10 protein-coding genes are annotated in these 18,595 nt (G+C 33.2%); 1 reads left to right on the top strand and 9 read right to left on the bottom strand.

The features are described 5' to 3' along the window. Positions 1-6: 6 nt before the first annotated feature. From ACJJV4_RS03280 to ACJJV4_RS03320, 9 genes are all read right to left on the bottom strand, one after another. Positions 7-3,264: a SusC/RagA family TonB-linked outer membrane protein gene (locus ACJJV4_RS03280; protein ID WP_405292067.1), complete on the bottom strand. Its 3,258-nt coding sequence runs from the start codon at positions 3,262-3,264 to the stop codon at positions 7-9. Positions 3,265-3,819: 555 nt separating this feature from the next. Beyond that, positions 3,820-4,044, bottom strand: coding sequence for a hypothetical protein (locus ACJJV4_RS03285; protein WP_405292068.1), 225 nt, complete (start codon positions 4,042-4,044; stop codon positions 3,820-3,822). A 206-nt stretch (positions 4,045-4,250) separates the two neighbouring features. Then, positions 4,251-5,144: a hypothetical protein gene (locus ACJJV4_RS03290; RefSeq protein WP_405292069.1), complete on the bottom strand. Its 894-nt coding sequence runs from the start codon at positions 5,142-5,144 to the stop codon at positions 4,251-4,253. A gap of 12 nt (positions 5,145-5,156) precedes the next feature. After that, a complete protein-coding gene (locus ACJJV4_RS03295; protein ID WP_405292070.1) occupies positions 5,157-6,650 on the bottom strand; it encodes a SusD/RagB family nutrient-binding outer membrane lipoprotein in 1,494 nt (497 codons plus the stop codon). A gap of 10 nt (positions 6,651-6,660) precedes the next feature. Beyond that, a complete protein-coding gene (locus ACJJV4_RS03300; protein WP_405292071.1) occupies positions 6,661-9,786 on the bottom strand; it encodes a SusC/RagA family TonB-linked outer membrane protein in 3,126 nt (1,041 codons plus the stop codon). 469 nt (positions 9,787-10,255) lie between these two features. Continuing rightward, the gene (locus ACJJV4_RS03305; RefSeq protein WP_405292072.1) at positions 10,256-11,395 is read right to left on the bottom strand and encodes a hypothetical protein; all 1,140 of its coding nucleotides are present in this window, start codon (positions 11,393-11,395) and stop codon (positions 10,256-10,258) included. Between the two features lie 26 nt (positions 11,396-11,421). Further along, the gene (locus ACJJV4_RS03310) at positions 11,422-12,849 is read right to left on the bottom strand and encodes a SusD/RagB family nutrient-binding outer membrane lipoprotein (protein WP_405292073.1); all 1,428 of its coding nucleotides are present in this window, start codon (positions 12,847-12,849) and stop codon (positions 11,422-11,424) included. Positions 12,850-12,860: 11 nt separating this feature from the next. Continuing rightward, complete coding sequence (locus tag ACJJV4_RS03315; RefSeq protein ID WP_405292074.1) at positions 12,861-16,115, bottom strand: SusC/RagA family TonB-linked outer membrane protein; 3,255 nt, start codon at positions 16,113-16,115, stop codon at positions 12,861-12,863. Between the two features lie 117 nt (positions 16,116-16,232). Then, the gene (locus ACJJV4_RS03320) at positions 16,233-17,927 is read right to left on the bottom strand and encodes a POTRA domain-containing protein (protein ID WP_405292075.1); all 1,695 of its coding nucleotides are present in this window, start codon (positions 17,925-17,927) and stop codon (positions 16,233-16,235) included. A gap of 278 nt (positions 17,928-18,205) precedes the next feature. On the opposite strand from ACJJV4_RS03320, the gene rpsL reads away from it, so the two are divergent. Beyond that, the gene (gene rpsL / locus ACJJV4_RS03325; RefSeq protein ID WP_042499114.1) at positions 18,206-18,580 is read left to right on the top strand and encodes a 30S ribosomal protein S12; all 375 of its coding nucleotides are present in this window, start codon (positions 18,206-18,208) and stop codon (positions 18,578-18,580) included. Positions 18,581-18,595 lie beyond the last annotated feature (15 nt).

Raw genomic sequence — 18,595 nt, forward strand, 5'->3', positions numbered from 1 at the left:
TTAAAATTAGAATTTAATTCTCGCTCCTACTGTAATTGTAGATAATGGTGCGTAAGTATATGATGTTGTTGCTCCAGTCTCAGAAGTATTAGGATTAAAACCTGCTCTTGCACTGTTAATAAATAAGTTATCACCAGAAACCCATAAATTGATAGATTTGATTGTGTTATTTACTAGGAAACGAGATGGTAAGTTATACCCAATTCTAGCATTGTTTAAAGATATGTAATCTGTTGAAGTAATGAAACGAGAAGATGTTGAGTTTACTTGAGTATTTACATCACTTATTAATTTAGGAACGTCAGTAACATCACCAGGAGCTTTCCAACTGTTTCTAATATCTGTAGACCAGTTGTTAGAACCTGCTTGATCATTACTTACTAATCTAGCATAAGCAGCATCATAACCATAGCCACCTAAGCTATATGCAAATTGCGTGCTAATTGTGAAATCTTTGATTCTTGCATTAAGTCTAAAAGCACCTCGGATATCTGGAATTGCAGAGTGTCCTGTGTATTTTTGAGTAGCATCAGCATAAACATTTGTTGTTGTTTTCTTGATGTCCGTGTTGTTCGGGTTATCATTTTGGTATTGAGATAAACTTGCGATAGATTCACCTGAATCTACAGCGTCATTACCATTAGCATCAAAATAATATTGATTCCAAAGTGGGTCACCATTAGCAGTATCTACACCTGCCCATTCTCTAATGTAAAAATCATATAAGCTATGTCCTTTTGAACGACCATAATTTCCACTTTGATCTAGAGTTTTTTCAAGTCCAGTTGCTGTTTCAATTGGCATTTGTGTTAATTCATTATTTAATATCTCACCGTTAAAAGCAAAGTCTAAACTGTAGTCAGTTTTGTTAATAATATGCGTAGTGATATCAAATTCTAATCCTCTATTTACTAAAGAACCGTCATTAACTGTAATTAAAGATTCCGAAGAAGAAGGTGCTAATCGCTTATCAAATACTAAATCGTCAGTATTCTTAACATAGTAATCAATGTTAACATCAACGACATTGTTGAAAGCTGTAAATTCAATACCTGTTTGGAACATTTTTGATGTTTCCCAGGTTAAATTAGGATCTTGAATAGAGTTAGGCACTAAAGAAATACCACCTAATAAGTTGTTTATTTCATAAGTGTTTTGTCCACTGTAGTAATCAGCTCCAGCTTCATCACCAACTAAACCATAACTCGCTTTTACTTTTAAAAAGTTTATTGCGTTAGAACCTTTTAAGAATTGCTCATTACTCATAACCCATGAAGCTCCTACTGAACCAAATGTGCCCCATTTATCTTGAAAGAATCTTGAAGAACCATCTCTTCTAATAGACCCCGTTAAGTAGTAAGTGTTGGCGAAGTTGTAGTTTGCTTGCGCGAAGTAACTTTCAATAGATCTTTGTAATCTGTATCCTGTAGGAGGAGAAGAACTTACAACATAGTTGTTTGCTTGATCAAGTCCGTTTTGAAGGTTTACAACATTAGATTTACTTACTGTAGCATATTCGTATTTGTTTTTGTTTGTTTCGTGTGCAGCTAAAATGCTTATGCTGTGAGATCCAAAAGTATTAGAATATCTAAGTAAGTTCAATAAGTTTTGTGTAATATCTGTTGTGTTAACTTTAAATAAACTACCGCTTTGTCCGGCTGCAGATCCATAAAAAGGATTGTTAATTACATTTCTAACTCTATTGTAATATTGAACACCATAACGTGTTTCATAAGTAAGGTTCTTAGTAATATCAAATTTCATTGAGAAACTACCATTTACCGAATGACGATTGTTACCATCTTGGTCATATTGAGAATCTGCAATAGCATTGGTTAATCCACCAAAACCTCTATTTACACCGTAATCATACTGGTTTCCACCATATTTTGTATCTGGTATTGTATTACCATTAGCATCTCTTGTGAATAATGGGTAGATTGAAGGAATATTATCTGAAAACCAAAACACACTACCTGAATCTTCAGATTGTCCGTTTGCTAAAGTTTCGCCATAAGTATAACCTAAGTTAGCTGTAGCTGTTAACCATTCTTTAGGTTTATGTGTTACGTTTAATCTAGAAGAGTAACGTTTGTAAGATGAGTTTTTTAAGAAACCTTTTTGGTCTAAGTAACCAAAAGATGAAAAGTACTTAGTTTTCTCAGTACCACCACTCATTTTTAAGTTAGCTTCAGTTAAGAAAGATGCTTGGAAACCATAATCAGCCCAGTCTTCTGGAGTGTATTTTGTTGTTACACCAGCACGAACTTTTCCCGTTGCAGGATCAATTAATTCTGAAACGTTATTTACATTATAGTTGTTATATTCTGAGTTAATACCTCTAGAAGAGTATAAAAATTCATTAGCATAAGCAACAGCATCACTAGTTGGGTCTAAGCTTAACGATCTGTTTCCCATAGCCATCCATGATAATTCTACATATTCGTTAGCGCTATCGATAACGTCGTATCTAGGAATTAATTGGATGTTTACACCAGTTTTTACATCAACTTCTACTGAAGAAGTTCCTTTTTTTCCTGATTTTGTAGTTATCAAAATAACTCCATTTGCACCTCTAGCTCCGTAAATAGCTGTAGCTGTAGCATCTTTTAAAACTGTTGTAGTTTCAATATCCGATGGGTTTATTGAATTTAAACTCCCGTTATCAAAACGATCTCCATCAGAATCAAAAGATGATGTTGTCATTGGAACACCATCAACTACATATAAAGGATCTCTGTTTCCGTTAACAGAACCAAAACCTCTAATACGTATTGTTGCAACAGTACCTGGTTGGCCTGAAGTGTTAATTACATTTACACCAGCAACCTCACCTGCAAGGGCTTGCGATACATTTGAGAAGGTTTTAGCTTCTAAAACACCTGCTTTGATTTCTTTAATAGAACCAGAAAATGCTTGTTTTGTACTTGTACCGTAACCAACAATGACAACTTCGTCTAAAGCTGCTGCATCTGGTTGCATTGTTACATTAACTGTGTTGGATTGTCCAACCTTTACTTCTGTGCTAGCATATCCAACAAAACTAATTACAAGAACAGCTCCTTGATTGGCCTTAATAGCATATGCTCCATCGAAATCTGTTGAAGTACCTGTTGAAGTACCTTTTACTAAGACTGTAGCTCCTGGTAACGGTAAACCAGAATCATCTGATACTGTTCCTGAAATTGTCTTTTCTTGTGCAAACGTAAGTTGCACAACAAACGCTAATAATAGCGTTAGTATTCCACTAAACTTTTTTTTCATTTTATAATTATTTGAATTAGTCGGCGCCAAAAATCACTATAAAAAGTTAATAAAACAATAAATAATTGTTAAAAATCCTTTTTTTGTGTTACAAATTTTGAGTAATACAATGTAAATGGTTTAAATATGTAGTTTGAATGAAGTTGATGTTTAAGAGATTTCTGTGGTAATTCGTTAGTAACTAATTATTTGAGTAATTTTTTTTCAAATTCAAATTTGAATATGGAAGGTTTCAGTATTTTACTGTTTGTTATTGAATAAATAGTGAATGGTTGTAAAATATCAGTAAATATTAGTTGTAGTTGTTTTTAATAACGAATAATAATGTTCAATTTTCTTTAATGATTCTAATAAATCTCCTTTTTTAGATGGATTAAGTTTACTTAATTGAAAGCTTGAAATGAAGTTGAATCTGAATTTACAAGATTATCTCATCTTGAAGTTTAGTCTGTGTTTTTGAGAGTTAGATTAAATACTCATGTACTGGCTAAACCATCTCTGTATGTAACTATAATTAAGTTTTAGTATCTACCGCCGCATAGAGTTATAGTGATACTAGTTGAGGTAGTTCAATTTAGAGAACCTGTACTTGGATCGAGAACAACTATAAACTTCAAGATGAATAATCTCATAAGATATTTTACTTGCATAGCTATCAAAAGTAAAGTCTAGAGTACCATTTACTTCTAAATCGTAAGTGTTGCTTGGGTTTCGATAATAAGTTAAAACGGATGTGTTAGTTGGATTTGCGCTACGAGTCGGGATTAATTTGGAATCCATACCATTAAAGCTGTTTAGGGTAATATCTGCTATGGGTATAGTAAATATTTATTACTGTTTGTAGTTATAGTAGCCGATGTAGGGGTGTTGTAAATAAATTATTGTTGAGGGGTTATTTTTATAAAATATAGGGAATAAAATGAAACGGTCGGTAAACATTATGTTTACCGACCGTTTATTTACTAAGTATAACTTTATAAAAATAATTAGTTTTGTCTAATTAGTTTTTCTAAAAATTCTCTTGTTGCACCTGTTCCTCTATCATATCCTGTAGTTAATTCTACAATATGACTTCCATCAGACATAAGTGTTTGCTTATTTGTAGTATCATCACAAGTAATCATTTCAAATACACTTTTCTTGCAAGTCATTATTGGAGATCCGTTTAATAATGTTGGTTCTCCAGCAAGATCAACATCTAAAACAGTAATAACATTAGTGTCAGGATCTACTGTAAAGTAGAAATCGTTGTCATCTGGCCAAAATGCAATACCAACGTGCTTATAAAGATCTGGTGAAACAGCTGCAATAGATACAGTACCTGAGTAGTTCGCAATGAAAGAACCAGAGTTATAATACTCACCAACTTCTACATCATAAGTTCCAGCTAATGTAGTCTCAGGAAGCGCTTTTAATGTTAAAGCTATTGAGTTAACATCTGATACAGCTTCAGAAGATTCCACAATTTCTAGAACAATGTCCTTAAAATCAAAAGGAACTAAGTTACCTGTTAATACAATAATTGCTGCATTAGCAGTTTTTTCACCTGCAGGAATTGTAAAAGTAGTTTCACCTAATTCAAACTCAACACCTTCTTTTGCTGGAGAATCTGGACTTGCTGCAATGGTTACAGTTACATCTCTATCTAAAGGAACATTTTTTCCTCCAAAGAACGTAATTGGAATTTCATAATCTATTGATGTCACAGCTGGGTCTAAAATAATATTTAGTTCGTCAGTTGTATTTTCAAATTGAGCTAATATTGGACCTTGTCCAAAATCAGTTTTTGTGTCGTCTAATAACGCATCACAAGAACTTAGGGTGATAAGACTCCCTAAAGCTAGAACAAAAAATGTCCTGATAAATTTAATTTTTTTCATTTTCATATTTTTTTATTTCCAAAATGGAGCGTTAGTAAATACATCTCCTGCAGCTTGTGTAGGTACGTTGTTCACGTTTCTAGAATATTCTGAAGATGGGTATAATAATCTTACTGGTCTAACACCATCAGATTCAGCAGGAATAGGTAAGCCAGCTGGGTAACCTGTTCTTGTTAAATCAATCCAAGATTCTATAGAAGATGTTCCGTTTAATGCTATCCATTTTTGAGTCATGATAGCTTGGATTTTATTAGTAGAATTGTCCCAACCAACATTTATAATGTCTTGGTTGTAGTAAGTAGCAGCTTCTGTAGCAGCATCTTCTACGCCTAATTGTACAAATGATGCTTCAATTGCAGCTTCATATAAAGCTTGAGCAGCAGCATCTCCACCTGGTAAGTATCCTCTAACAGTAGCTTCTGCTTGAACGAATAAAGCTTCAGCTTCAGACATTACGATTTGATCTTGATCTGCACTTACTAAAAGTCCAGGTCCTACTTTAGATAAATCATCAGATGTAAATCCTGTTCCTGGCAGAATAGTAGACTGTTCTGCACCTTTGTAACCGCCATTAGCAGCTTCTTCGTAAAGTCTTTCTAACCTTGGGTCGTTTGCATTCGTTAAAAATGAAATAGTATATTCTGAAGCAACAGTAAAATCTTTTCTGTTTTGTTGTGCTCCGTTTGGTTGTACAAAATAATCGTAGAAAGGACTTTGTTGATTTTCATTTGCTGTGTAGCCAGGATTAACACCCGCAGTAGCATGTATAAAACCACCACCATTAGCAGTAATATCTGCTATTTGAGAAGCGATGTATGCATCTTGACCGGTATTGCTCATTCTTACAAGCATCCTTAATCTAATGCTATTAGCAAATTCAACCCAGTAATCCATGTGACCTTCAAATAAAACATCTTGTGTTCCAGGATCTTCTGCTGTGTCAGTGCTGTTAATTAAAGTTACAGCTGCTCCTAAATCTTCAATAACACTTTTGTAAATAGTTTCAGCATCATCATACGCAGGAGTTGCATTGTCTCCTCTTAAGTTAGCTTCTGTATAAGGAATATCTCCATATAAGTCAACTAATAATTGATACTGAAAACCTTTTACAATTTTAGAAATTGCTTTATAGTTAGAATAATCAACTGCACCGGTAGGATCTTCGTAATTTTCAATATATGTAAGGTTTTTGAAAATTGTTGCGTAAGACGTTTCAAAGATATTTGAAAAATCATCAGCACTGAAGTTGTATCTGCTATATATAGCGTTTGCAGACCAGTTAGATGGTGTTGCCCAGTTAACTACTAATTCGTTACCTAAGTAAGTCATAGTACGACCGTTTAATTCGCCAAAGTCTTCAAGAGCGACAGGTAAAGTTAAACTCGGTGTCGATATTGCCGGGTCATTAGGGTTTTCGTTGACATCTAAAAAGTCATCGCAACTTACACTAACTATGGCTAGTGCAAAAAGGGATAAAATTGCTTTTTTCATTTTTATATTTTTCATTTTTATTTTTTTAGAATGTTAAGTTTACACTCATACCAAACTGTCTTGTAGGAGCTGTTTGATTTTGGTCACCTACACCAACTGCGTTTCCAGTAGTAAAGTTGAATTCAGGATCGGTTGTAACATTCTCTGCTGGTCTCCAAGTCACTAAGTTTCTTCCGAAAAGTCCAATAGATAAATCGTCAACACCAATAGTTTTTAAAACATCACCATCAAACGTGTAAGATAATAAAACCTCTCTAAGTTTTAACGTAGTTGCATCAGAAACGTAGTTTTCTTTAATTTCTCCGTACTCATCCCAGAAAGCGTTACCACCACCACTTGTTAATCTATTGTCGTTAGCTACATAACCTCCATTACCATCAGAGTAAGAAGAGTTAGGGAAAACGAAAGCTTGTCTTCCAGCAGTTGCACTGTGTTGAGATAAACCTGTAAATTCAATAGCATCTACAATAGCGTTATAAAATACGTGACCAGTTCTATAATCCATAACTGCATATAAATTCCAGTTTTTGTAGCTAATGTTAGTGTTCATCCCTAAGATATAATCAGGAGTTGTTTTACCTTGAATTTGGTTAGTTGGATCTTGAATTGGATCTCCGTCGTCACCAACAATAACTCTTCCTTCATCATCTCTTAAGTAAGCAGTTGTTCTTAATTGTGGGTAAGGTTCTCCTACCTTAGCGATAACTTGAGCAGAATCAAAACCACCAAGCCCTAACTCATCAACACCATCAGCTAAAGAAAGCACTTCCGATTTAATTGCTGTCCAACTTAAACCAACATCCCATTTAAAGTTATCAGATTTTAAAATGGTTCCGTTTAAATCAACTTCAATACCTAAGTTTTCAATTTCACCAACGTTTACAACAGCTGATGAAGCACCAGATGCATAAGATACATCAGCAGCTACAATTTGATCTGTTGAGTTTGTTTTATACCCTGTAAAGTTAGCAGTAAGTCTGTTTTTGAAAAAACCAGTTTCTAAACCAACTTCTAAAGATGTAGTAAACTCTGGATTTAAACTAGGACTTGGAACTTGGGAACTTTGAGATAAACCAACTGTTGTTCCGTAAGGAAAACCTGTTGGAGCAAAGAATGTACCTTGCGTTCTATAAATGGTTGGGTCATTACCAGTTTTTGTTAAGTTAACTGCAGCTTTTAAATAGCTTAATCCTTTATCAGATGTAATATCAAATGCATCGGTAGCAGCAAAAGATAAACCTACACCATAGTAAAAGAATGAGTTACCATCTTTTGGTAAAGCTGAAGACCAATCATTTCTACCAGTACCAGTTAAAAATAAATAGTCTTTATAGCCTAAAGTTAAATCACCATAAACACTCATTCTTCTGTATTTTTGAGTTCTTTGATTGCCTTCTGCAAAACTTCTACCTACTCCTATAGTTGGAAAGTCTGCTGATAAAATATTACCTGTAATGGTTGAGATATTGTAGAAATCAGGAATAATTAAATCGTTTCCAGCAACAGCTATTGCACTGTTATCTTGAATTCTTGTGTTTTGACCTGTTGTTAATTGAACATTAAAGTCTTCTGAAAGATCTTTATTAAATTTTAATAAGAAATCTGTGTTTAATCTAGAAGAGTTTTCCATAGCATCTGCAGTACGAGCACCGTATTCATCCATTCTAGCATACGTGTTTTCTAATTCGAAAGCGTATGTAAATGCTCCGTATTCTCTTTTAGTAGTGGTAGTAGATCCTGTGTAACCAACATTTAAAGATGCTGTTAACCAATCTGTAATTTCGTAATCAGCAAAGGCAATAACATTAAATTCATTGATATCTCTTTTCAGTCTTTGTGTATCTACAATAAAGTAAGGATTTTCATAAAAAGCGAAGTAAGAGGTTTCGTTTCTAGTAAATTCACCAGTTCTCCAATTTTTTAATTGCTCCATTGGTAAGTGTAATGGTGTGTTTATGATATTCCAGTATAATGGTCTATCTTGACGTCCACCTGCACCAACAACATTTGAATGAGATCTAAAGAATGATAAGTTACCACCAACACTAAGTTTGTTGTATGTTTTACTTCCTTTTAATCTAAAGTTTGTTCTGTTGTAAGCGTCGTTTGGCACAATACCAGTTGTGTTTGTTTGATCAATAGACATTAAAAAAGTTCCGGCGTCATCTCCACCACTTACTGTTACACCATGTCTAGTAGTGCTACCTTGTCTAAAAAAATCTTTATGGTTGTCTTCAATAGGAGTAAAAGGTACTTGCCATACATCACCATTGTCTAAAGTTTCACTAGCATCAACTAAACGACCATCAAAACGAGGTCCCCAAGCAACATTTTCTAACGGGTATAGTGTTCCATCAGGGAAACCACCAACACCAAATTCATTTTGAAATTCTGGTAAGTAAGCCGCGTTCTCTACTTGGAAAGATCCATTATAACTCACTTTTAGTTTTCCTTTACCTTGCTTAGTTGTAACTAAAACAACACCATTTGTTGCTTCAGAACCATAAAGTGCAGCAGAGTTAGCACCTTTTAAAACACTAATGTTTTCAATGTCATTCGGGTTAATGCGGTCTAAGGTTCCTCTGTCTGATGGAAAACCATCAATAACCACAAGCGCTTCGTTGTCATTTAATAGAGATCTGTTACCCCTTAGTACAACTCTCGTACTTGGGTTAACACCATTATTGGTAGTGTTAATTTGCAAACCTGCAACTTTACCAACCATAGCGGTAGCAACGTTGACAGCTTTTGTTTTTGTAATGTCTTCATTTTTTAAAGTTGATACAGAATAGGAAAGTTCTTTTGCATTTCTTTTAATTCCTAATGCTGTAATAACAACTTCATCTAAAGCAGCGGCATCTTCTGCCATTGTTACATTAATTGTATTGGACGATCCAAGAGCAATTTCTTTCGTTGCATACCCAACAAAGCTAAATACCAAAGTAGAACCTTGGGTTGCTTTAATTGCATATTTTCCATCGAAATCTGTTGAAGTACCTGTTGAAGTACCTTTAACTAAGACTGTAGCTCCGGGTAACGGTAAACCAGAGTCATCTGATACTGTTCCTGAAATTGTCTTTTCTTGTGCAAACGTTAGTTGCACAACAAACGCTAATAGTAGCGTTAGCATTCCACTAAACTTTGTTTTCATTTTATAATTATTTGAATTAGTCAATGTCAAAAATCATAATAAAAAGTTAATAAAACAATAAATAATGGTTAAAATTTGCTTTTTAGGTGTCAGTTTTACTGAAAATTGTGGTCTTTGTTAGGAAATTGTAGTTAGATTTAATGAAATGATAAAAATATACATGCTAAATTTAGTATTCTGTAATTTGTTTAATGTGGAGATTAAAAGATATTAATAAGAGTTTCTTCAAAACGCAGTCTTTGCGTAAGATTTTAACTATGTAACAGTTGGTGTTATGGTGGTTAGCTATCAGTTTTTATTGAAAAGTTTTGATTATTGAAATTTTAATCATGTTTAATTTGATAAGAATGACCTATTTATAAAATAGTTTGGTAACTTTTAAAAGGTATTAATTTTGATAAGTCCTGAACAAAAAAAAGAGACTATCTTCTCAGATAATCTCTTTTTAACATTTTGCAATTAAATTGTACTATTTTATTTCGGCTTCACCAAATTCAATATTAATTTCAGTTAGGCTTGTTCCTCCGTTCGTTGAAACAACATCTCCTATTTTTATCATACCGTACTCTGTAACATCACGTGTAATTTTGTAGATGTACAAATCGCCATTTGTAGCAGCGGTAACTTCTGTTTCTTTCGTTCCGGCGTCATAAAGTCTTTGGGCTATTAGTAAATCTTTTTCTGCAAAAAGTTTGTCTATAGTATTATAGTATTCACTTTCACCAGATAAATCTCCAACTTTTACAAAATTTATATCAGTTGTTCCTTCTTTTTCAAAACCAGTTGGGCTTTTAAATTTAATTTCCGCATCTTCATTATTAGTGTCTGTGTAAAAAGTAGCAGTGTCCAAGTTTAATTTGTTTTTGGTAAGATCTGAACTTAATATAACTTTTGAACTTGTATCAAAAGTTTGACTTATTATGGGTATATAGGTTTCTAGTGAATCTGTAAGTGTTCCACTGGTAGCTATAAATCTATAATACAATGTGTCTTTTACAGCAAGATTGTATCCGTATGATGCATCTGTGAAATTGGTGAAAATAATAGTATCACCATCTACATTTAAAGGAGAGCCAAGTGGAGTAGTAGCAGCATAAGTTCCTTCTTTTCCTTTTTTCCACTCTAAAGATATGTTATCAATTACTGCAGATTTTGTAGATGCTTCAAATATTAAAGTATCTTCCACTGCCGTGTCATAAATAATGGCGTCTAAACCTTTTTCTAAAGAAAGCGCTTTAGTGATTGCTATATTAAAGTCTTTTGAATAAGGCTTTCCATTAGAAAGTGTAGAAACAGCGCTAATATCAATTCCGTCTTCTTCATTACCACTTAATGTACCAAGAAGAGACGAGTTGAAGGTAGCTGTTTCTGCAGAAACATTTGCATTAACAGTATTTATTCCTTTTGTCACCGCTATATCTGTAACAATAACGTCATCTGCTGTGATAATCGAAAATTCCATAGTGTGATTTTCGTCTAGATTACTTATGCTAGACGTGTTTAATACTATGTTAGCGCCTAAATCTGCGTAGTCAATTTCTCCTTCGTCTTCGTTACAAGAAATTAGTACACATATAGGTAAAATAAAAAATATTTTAAGTTTTTTCATAATTTATATTTTTATGACTGTTTTAATTAAAGTTTATCAAAAAATAGTTTCGTTTCTAATTCATCTCCACCAATACTTGTACTAGCGGCGTTTAAATTAGCTCCGTTTAAAGAAAGTTCAACCGTTGGATATGTAAATCTATAAGGGGGTTGATCGTTATTTGTTTCTGCATCTGCAGGTGCTGTTAATACAGGGAAATCTAGACGTCTCCATTCAGTCCAAGATTCAAAACCTCTATTATAGAGTGCTAACCATTTTTGAGTTCCAATTTTCTGTTTATAATTACCTGCAGCGCTACTGTATGCTACGCTTCCTTGACCTAAGTAAGTGTCAACTTCTGCATCAGTTCCTCCCCAATATTTAATAGAGGCAGCGATTGCGTTATTGTAATTTGTTTCTGCAGTTCCTGTAATAAAGCCTCTTTCAATTGCTTCTGCTAATAAAAATTCAACTTCAAAATAAGTCATTAGTGGTGCTTCTAATGTTGGATCTTTTCCAATTTTGTCTGACACATGAGAGTATTGGCTGAATGAGTTTAATTCTCCAGAAACACCACCTTTATAAATGCCATTGTATAGTGTGAAATAGTCATCTCTACGAGGGTCGTTTAATGTTGTCATCATATCCACAATAGTATTTGTAGGAACATAATCATCACGACCAGATAGTACTAATGCTGCATAAACAGGGTTTGTATATGGTGCGGCAGTTTCAAAAGCTATTTTCATGTTATCATCAGCAGAAGTGAAAACACCCGCAGTAACTGCAGCGCTAACAACTGTTTCTGCTTTTGCAGGATCTGAATCGGCTATTAACATACCCATTTGAAGTTTCAATGAGTTCGCGAATTTTAGCCATTTTTCAATATCTCCGTTGTAGACAATATCTTCTGATGCTGAAAAACCAACTTCATCAGTTATAAATTTAGAGATTACGTTTGTATCTAGTCTATCTAATAAATCATTGAAAACAGTTTCTTGATTATCAAAAACAGGATTTAAAATATCGATGTCTAATGCCTCTGTGTATGGAATGTCCCCAAAAGAAGTGACTAAAACGTAGTAAGTATAAATCTCATAAAGTTCTATAGTTGCTATTTTATTTGTTTGCACATCTGGAAGACCTGAAACTAAACTTTTAGATTCTTTAAAGTTTTTTAAAACATCACGATATAAAGTTTCCCAATGAAACTCATCAATATTCCTTGTTTTTAAATCATAATTAGCTTCATCAGTATATGTAGTTTCTGTCCAATTTTGAACAATGAGACGAAAAATGTTCTCATTAACACTTGTTTCCGTCATTTGATTAAATAACTTGTACTGTGCGCTTGTAAAAAGAGATGCATCAGTGGTTACTGCAAAATCTTTTTTGTTTACGTTAAGCTCTTCTAAATCTTTAGTACAAGAAAGTGCGACTAAAGCCAAAAGTGCTATTATTATATTTTTTTTCATTTTTCTATGTATTAAAATTGAAGTTTAACATTAAGTGCGTAGTTCTTCGTTGTAGGCAAAGAACCAGATGAAAGACCTTGAATATTACCAGCCCCAAAACCTGTCTCAGGGTCTGCATCAGGAATGTTTTTGTGGATAATCCATAAGTTAGAACCTACAAGAGTTATAGATAGATTATCTAATGATAACTTAGATGTAATATCTTTTGGGAAGTTATAAGATAAACTAGCCTCACGTAATTTTACAAAAGAGGCATCGTAAACAAACTCACTTAAAGGAAGTGTTTGGTAACCTGTACTACCAAAACCACTAGCATCTAATCTTGTAGTATTTGGTGTTCCATCTTCTAAAACACCTTGGTAGATAAACCCACCACCATTAGCTAATGTGTTTCTTACTGGGTTACCTAAATCGTTAATAAAATCTGAACTAGCTAAAACTCCTGTAGCTTGCCCGTAACGTTGATCTAAAGAGAACATATCTCCGCCGCTTCTAATATCTATAAAGAAGCTAAATGTTAAGTTTTTATAAGAAAGCGTGTTTCTTATACCTCCTAACCAATCAGGATTACCATTACCGATAATTTGATCTGAAGCGGTAGCTAATGGCACACCATCTGCATCTATTACTTTTTGACCATTTTCATTATATGTATAATCACTTCCTTTTAAAGCTCCGTAAGATTCACCTATTCTTGCTACAACCTGAGCGTTAAAAGAACCTAATAATAATTCGTCTAATCCTTCAGCTAAAGACACAACAGTGTTTTCGTTCTTAGACCAGTTTACGTTAACTTTCCATTTAAAATTGTCTGTTATATCAAATTCGGTAAAAGCAGATAGTTCAATACCTTTGTTTTCTAATTCTCCGGCGTTTATAATTTTACTTAAGTAACCCGTAGTTTCACTTACTGAAACAGGTACAATTTGATCTGTTGTATTTGTTTTATAATAAGCAATATCAAAACCAAGATTTGCTTTTTCTAAAAACTTCATTTCTAGACCTATTTCATAAGATCTTGAAATTTCTGGTTTTAAATCTGGGTTTTTCTTTGAATTACTTACGGCAGCAGCAGCATTTCCTTGGAAAGATGTTAAACTTGTGTAAGTATCATTAATTTGATCAAAACCTGTAGCGTTTCCAATTTGTGCCCAGTTAGCTCTTAGTTTACCGAACTTGATTGCTGGTACATCGATGTTTTGAGAAAATATATACGATCCAGAAACTGCAGGGTAGTAGTATGAGTTGTTAGCAGCAGGTAGTGTGGATGTTTTGTCTCTACGCAATGTACCTTCTATAAATAAGAAATTTTTATAACCAAGGGTTGCTCCAGCATAAAAACTTTGAACTTCTATTGTTTCATCTCTTTCTTTAGGGTTAGGTAATGCATCAGTTGAGTTTTGAAGTGAATATACGCCAGGTACTTTAAGTCCACCGTTTGTAGCGGCAGTAACCATATTTAAAGTGTTATTTCTAATATTTCCACCTAAAAATGCGCTAAAATCTAAATCATCAGTAATGTCTTTAGAGTAGTTTAAAATCACATCTAAATTTGTTTCTCTCGAATTAATGTTTCTTCTTAAATATCCTGAAGTTTGGTCATTTCTGTTGTAACTACCATCACTTCCTTCATTAATACCAAAAGCAGTAGGTACAGATCCAACAGCTCTTCGTTCTTCTTGTATTTCACTATATTGATCTACAGACGCTTTTCCTGTTATACTAAGGTCTTCTATAATGTCATATTTTAATTGAGCGTATCCTGTAAATCTATTTCTACCATCACTTTGGTAGTTTTCGTAACGTGTCCAATATGGATTATCCCAATATATAGGTGTTAAGTCTGTTGGAGATTTTGGGTTCCATGTAATGTTTTCACCTGTTTGAAAATACGCTTCTCTTTGTCTTTGGTAATCAACATTATTTTGTCCCCATTGGCGCATAAAACCAACAATATTATCATTGTATCCTGTTGAGTTTCTACCTACAGTTTCAGTGTTAATGTATGTAGCATATCCCGTTGCTTCAAGTTTATCTGTTAATTGGGCAGTTGTAGCTAAAGAGAATGTGTTTTTGTTTTGAGAACTATTAGGAAGTAATCCGCTAGCGTCATAATTAGAGTATGATAGTCTAAATGACCCGGCATCGAATCTTTTAGATACAGAAACAGAATTTGTAAAAGACGTAGGAGTTTGAAAGAAGGTTAATGGTCCGTTCTTAGCAGCTTCCCATGGTCTTGCAACTCCGTAGGTGTCTGTTAATTGAGGGTATAATGCATCCCATTGAGTTAAGTATAAACTAGAGTCAAATTTAGGTCCAAAAGAAGCATCATCGTTTACGTTAGCGTAATTATCAATAATTCCATCTCCATTAAAGTCTGATGATTCGAAATTATAATCGTTTCCGCCATAACCAGCTCCATAACCGGTTTGGAATTCAGGAAAAGTACTTCTGTCTATACTTCCAGTACTAACATTAGAAGATATTGTCACAGAGTAATCTTTAGTATTAGATCCTTTACCTTTTTTAGTATTAATAACTATAACACCATTTGATGCTCTAGAACCGTATAATGCCGTTGCAGCAGAACCTTTTAAAACATTCATAGATTCGATGTCGTCAGGGTTTAAATCCGAAACAGGGTTACCATAATCGTAACCAGTAGCTCCCTGAGATTGAGTTCCTGTGTTTGTGTTTCTATTAGAAATAGGTACACCATCAATAACGAATAAAGCTTGGTTTGATCCTGTTAATGAAGTTTGACCTCTAATAACAACATTGGTAGAACCACCAAGGTTATTAGTTCTTTGTATAGAAAGACCAGCAACCTTACCAGAAAGTTGATTAAGAACATTGGCTTCTTTTACAGTAGAGATTTCTTCGTTTCCAATTTCCTGAGTTGCATACCCTAAAGATTTTTTACTTCTTTTAATACCTAATGCGGTTACAACAACTTCATCTAAAGTTGCCGCATCTTCGTCCATTGTTACATTAATAATTTTGGATGCTCCAACCGTTATTTCTGTTGTAGTATATCCAACAAAACTAAAAACAAGGGTTGTTCCTTGGTTAGCTGTTATTGAATAATTACCATCGAAATCACTTGAAGTTCCTGAAGAAGTTCCTTTTACTAAGACAGTAGCTCCGGGTAAGGGTAAACCTGCGTTGTCTGAGATTACTCCCGAAATTGTCTTTTCTTGTGCAAATGTTAGATGCACAACAAACGCTAGTAATAGCGTTAGCATTCCACTAAGCTTTGTTTTCATTTTATGATTATTTGAATTAATTAATGTCAAAAATGACTACAATATGTAGGAAAAACAATAAAAAATAGTTAAAATCTAGTATTTAGGTAACAGTTTTATGTATAAATCAAAATAAGACTAAAAAACTGTAGTTAAACTTATGTGAATCTTAGAATTTGATAGTTTAAATTTCTGATTCTGCAATTTGCCGTTGGCATAATTTAATTTAAAAACCCCAGCTTTAGTTAAAATTCCAAATCCGAAGCCGTATCCAAAGAGTTTTTCTTGGGTATTTAAAATGTTGTTTTCGAAATATGCTGCATCTATTATAGAGTGAACATAAATAGAGTTACTAATTTGGTATCTATATTCTGTGTTTAGTAGTCCATAGATTGAAGCATAAAGGCTATTTTCTTCAAATCCTCTTATTGAGTTTATGCCTCCAAATCTTGCAAGTTCATTTTCAAGATAGTTGTCTGAAGATAGTAGGGAGCCATTTATTCGTGTGTAAAAACTGTTGGAAGAATTTAAATTGAAAATTTTAGAAGCATCAAAATAAAGTTGAGTTTGTTTTTGCGTTGAATTACTTTGTTTTCGATTACCAAAATTGGTTTCAAAATAAAAATTACTATTAATAGGAAAAAGCAAATTATAAGATTGTAGTTTTATATACTCGTAAGCTAGCGTGTAGTAAGATGTGTTATAGTCAATAATATTATATGTTGTGTTCGGAGATAATAAATTGTTAGATTCTAAATTTGTTAGCCCTGTGTATATTTTATGTTTAGAGTTTATTTGATAATGCAGCTTTAGGGATTGGTTTACAGTTGTGAACGAGGAGTCGCGTTTAAAAATTTGTAATTCAAAATCAATTCCAATTGGGGTTTTAAATATATAGGGAAGGGTAGTGGTGATATTAAATGTTTTTTGATCGTTTTCATCACTTTTGTAAAGTAAGCGAAATGACTCTCCAAAATTTAAGTTGTTATTCAGGTTTAAGTTTAAGTAGCCATCGAATTCAATGTTGTTGGTGTTCTCGTTAGTTCCAAACCCTAAGAAGCCGTCAAAATTATTGCTTTGTGATTTTTCTAGATAAAGGTATAAAGACGTTGAGTCTTTTGAAAATAATACTTCTGGTGATTTTATTTGACTAGCAAAGCGTAAATCATTTAATTGCTCTGTTTTTGTTTTTATGGTTGCTAAATCAAAGATTTGGTTTTTCTTAATTTTTAAATAATGCTTTAAGTAGGAGCGGGGGAATTTTTCGTAACCTTTTATTATAATTTCATCTACTATGCGTTTTTCTTCAGGGTAGTCAATATTTAAATTTGCTTTTAAATGTGTTTTATTTTCAATCGAAATATGGCTAAGTTTCAATTTTGAAAAAGGAAAGCCATCTTGTGTTATTTTAGAATTAAGAAATATTAGAGCGGTTTCTGTTTCCTTTAAAGGTAATTCAAAATAAGTATCAAATACAAGAGATGAAATTTGATATAAGATGTTTTTGCTAATTAAATTATTATCGTAATAAATACGAATTGTTGAATATTTATTATTTAAATTAATGAAAGTTGAAAAAATAGAATCGTTTACTTTATGAATAGCGGAAGCGTTATTTTCAATATATCCATTTTTTGAAAGCTCTTTTTGGATATTTAGAACTTCCGATTTAATCGAAAAATAATCTTTATGGGTTTTTGTGTAGTTGAGAGCGTCTATAATTTTAGTCTCAGTGTCATTCGATCCGTTAATTTTTAAAAGTAAAGTTTGACAAAACACCTCAGTTGAAAAGAATAAAATTATTAATATAAAGGTAAAGAGTGTTTTTTGCAAAATGTAGTTTCTATTTGAAATCTTGTTTTTAGTCAGATTTTGTATTGGTTTAACTTTTTAATTCAGAGTGTTTTTAGAATTTTCAACTGGTTTTTCTTTTTTATGGAAGTACCTATTCTTAATGTAAATCTAACGGAAAAAGTGTAAAATTAATATCTGGAAGCATTCTTTTTTCTAAAACTCTTAAAAATTAACGAATTACGATTTGAATAATTAATTTTAATTACTACATTTGCACCCCTCTAAGAAGAGGATTAACAAAAATTATATAGAAATATATGCCAACAATTTCACAATTAGTACGAAAAGGAAGAGCCAAAATAACCAAGAAGAGTAAATCGGCTGCTTTAAATTCGTGTCCACAAAGACGTGGTGTGTGTACTCGTGTTTACACAACGACACCTAAAAAACCTAACTCAGCAATGCGTAAGGTAGCAAGGGTTCGTTTAACAAACGGTAACGAGGTTAATGCATACATCGGTGGTGAAGGACACAATTTACAAGAGCACTCGATAGTATTGGTTAGAGGTGGAAGGGTAAAAGATTTGCCAGGAGTTAGATATCACATCGTTCGTGGTGCCTTAGACACAGCAGGTGTTGCAGGTAGAACACAACGTAGATCTAAGTATGGTGCAAAACGCCCTAAGAAGTAATTAAAACTTTAAGAA

Origin of the sequence: Algibacter sp. Ld11 (genome assembly GCF_045066735.1) — a bacterium.
In the GTDB taxonomy this organism is placed as follows: Bacteria; Bacteroidota; Bacteroidia; order Flavobacteriales; family Flavobacteriaceae; genus Algibacter.

Bases quoted from the DNA above. Each gene is read 5' to 3' on its own strand.
- ACJJV4_RS03310 (WP_405292073.1), bottom strand. From the start codon at position 12,849: ATGAAAAAAAATATAATAATAGCACTTTTGGCTTTAGTCGCACTTTCT.
- rpsL (WP_042499114.1), top strand. From the start codon at position 18,206: ATGCCAACAATTTCACAATTAGTACGAAAAGGAAGAGCCAAAATAACC.
- ACJJV4_RS03285 (WP_405292068.1), bottom strand. From the start codon at position 4,044: ATGGATTCCAAATTAATCCCGACTCGTAGCGCAAATCCAACTAACACA.
- ACJJV4_RS03315 (WP_405292074.1), bottom strand. From the start codon at position 16,115: ATGAAAACAAAGCTTAGTGGAATGCTAACGCTATTACTAGCGTTTGTT.
- ACJJV4_RS03305 (WP_405292072.1), bottom strand. From the start codon at position 11,395: ATGAAAAAACTTAAAATATTTTTTATTTTACCTATATGTGTACTAATT.
- ACJJV4_RS03290 (WP_405292069.1), bottom strand. From the start codon at position 5,144: ATGAAAAAAATTAAATTTATCAGGACATTTTTTGTTCTAGCTTTAGGG.
- ACJJV4_RS03295 (WP_405292070.1), bottom strand. From the start codon at position 6,650: ATGAAAAATATAAAAATGAAAAAAGCAATTTTATCCCTTTTTGCACTA.
- ACJJV4_RS03300 (WP_405292071.1), bottom strand. From the start codon at position 9,786: ATGAAAACAAAGTTTAGTGGAATGCTAACGCTACTATTAGCGTTTGTT.
- ACJJV4_RS03280 (WP_405292067.1), bottom strand. From the start codon at position 3,264: ATGAAAAAAAAGTTTAGTGGAATACTAACGCTATTATTAGCGTTTGTT.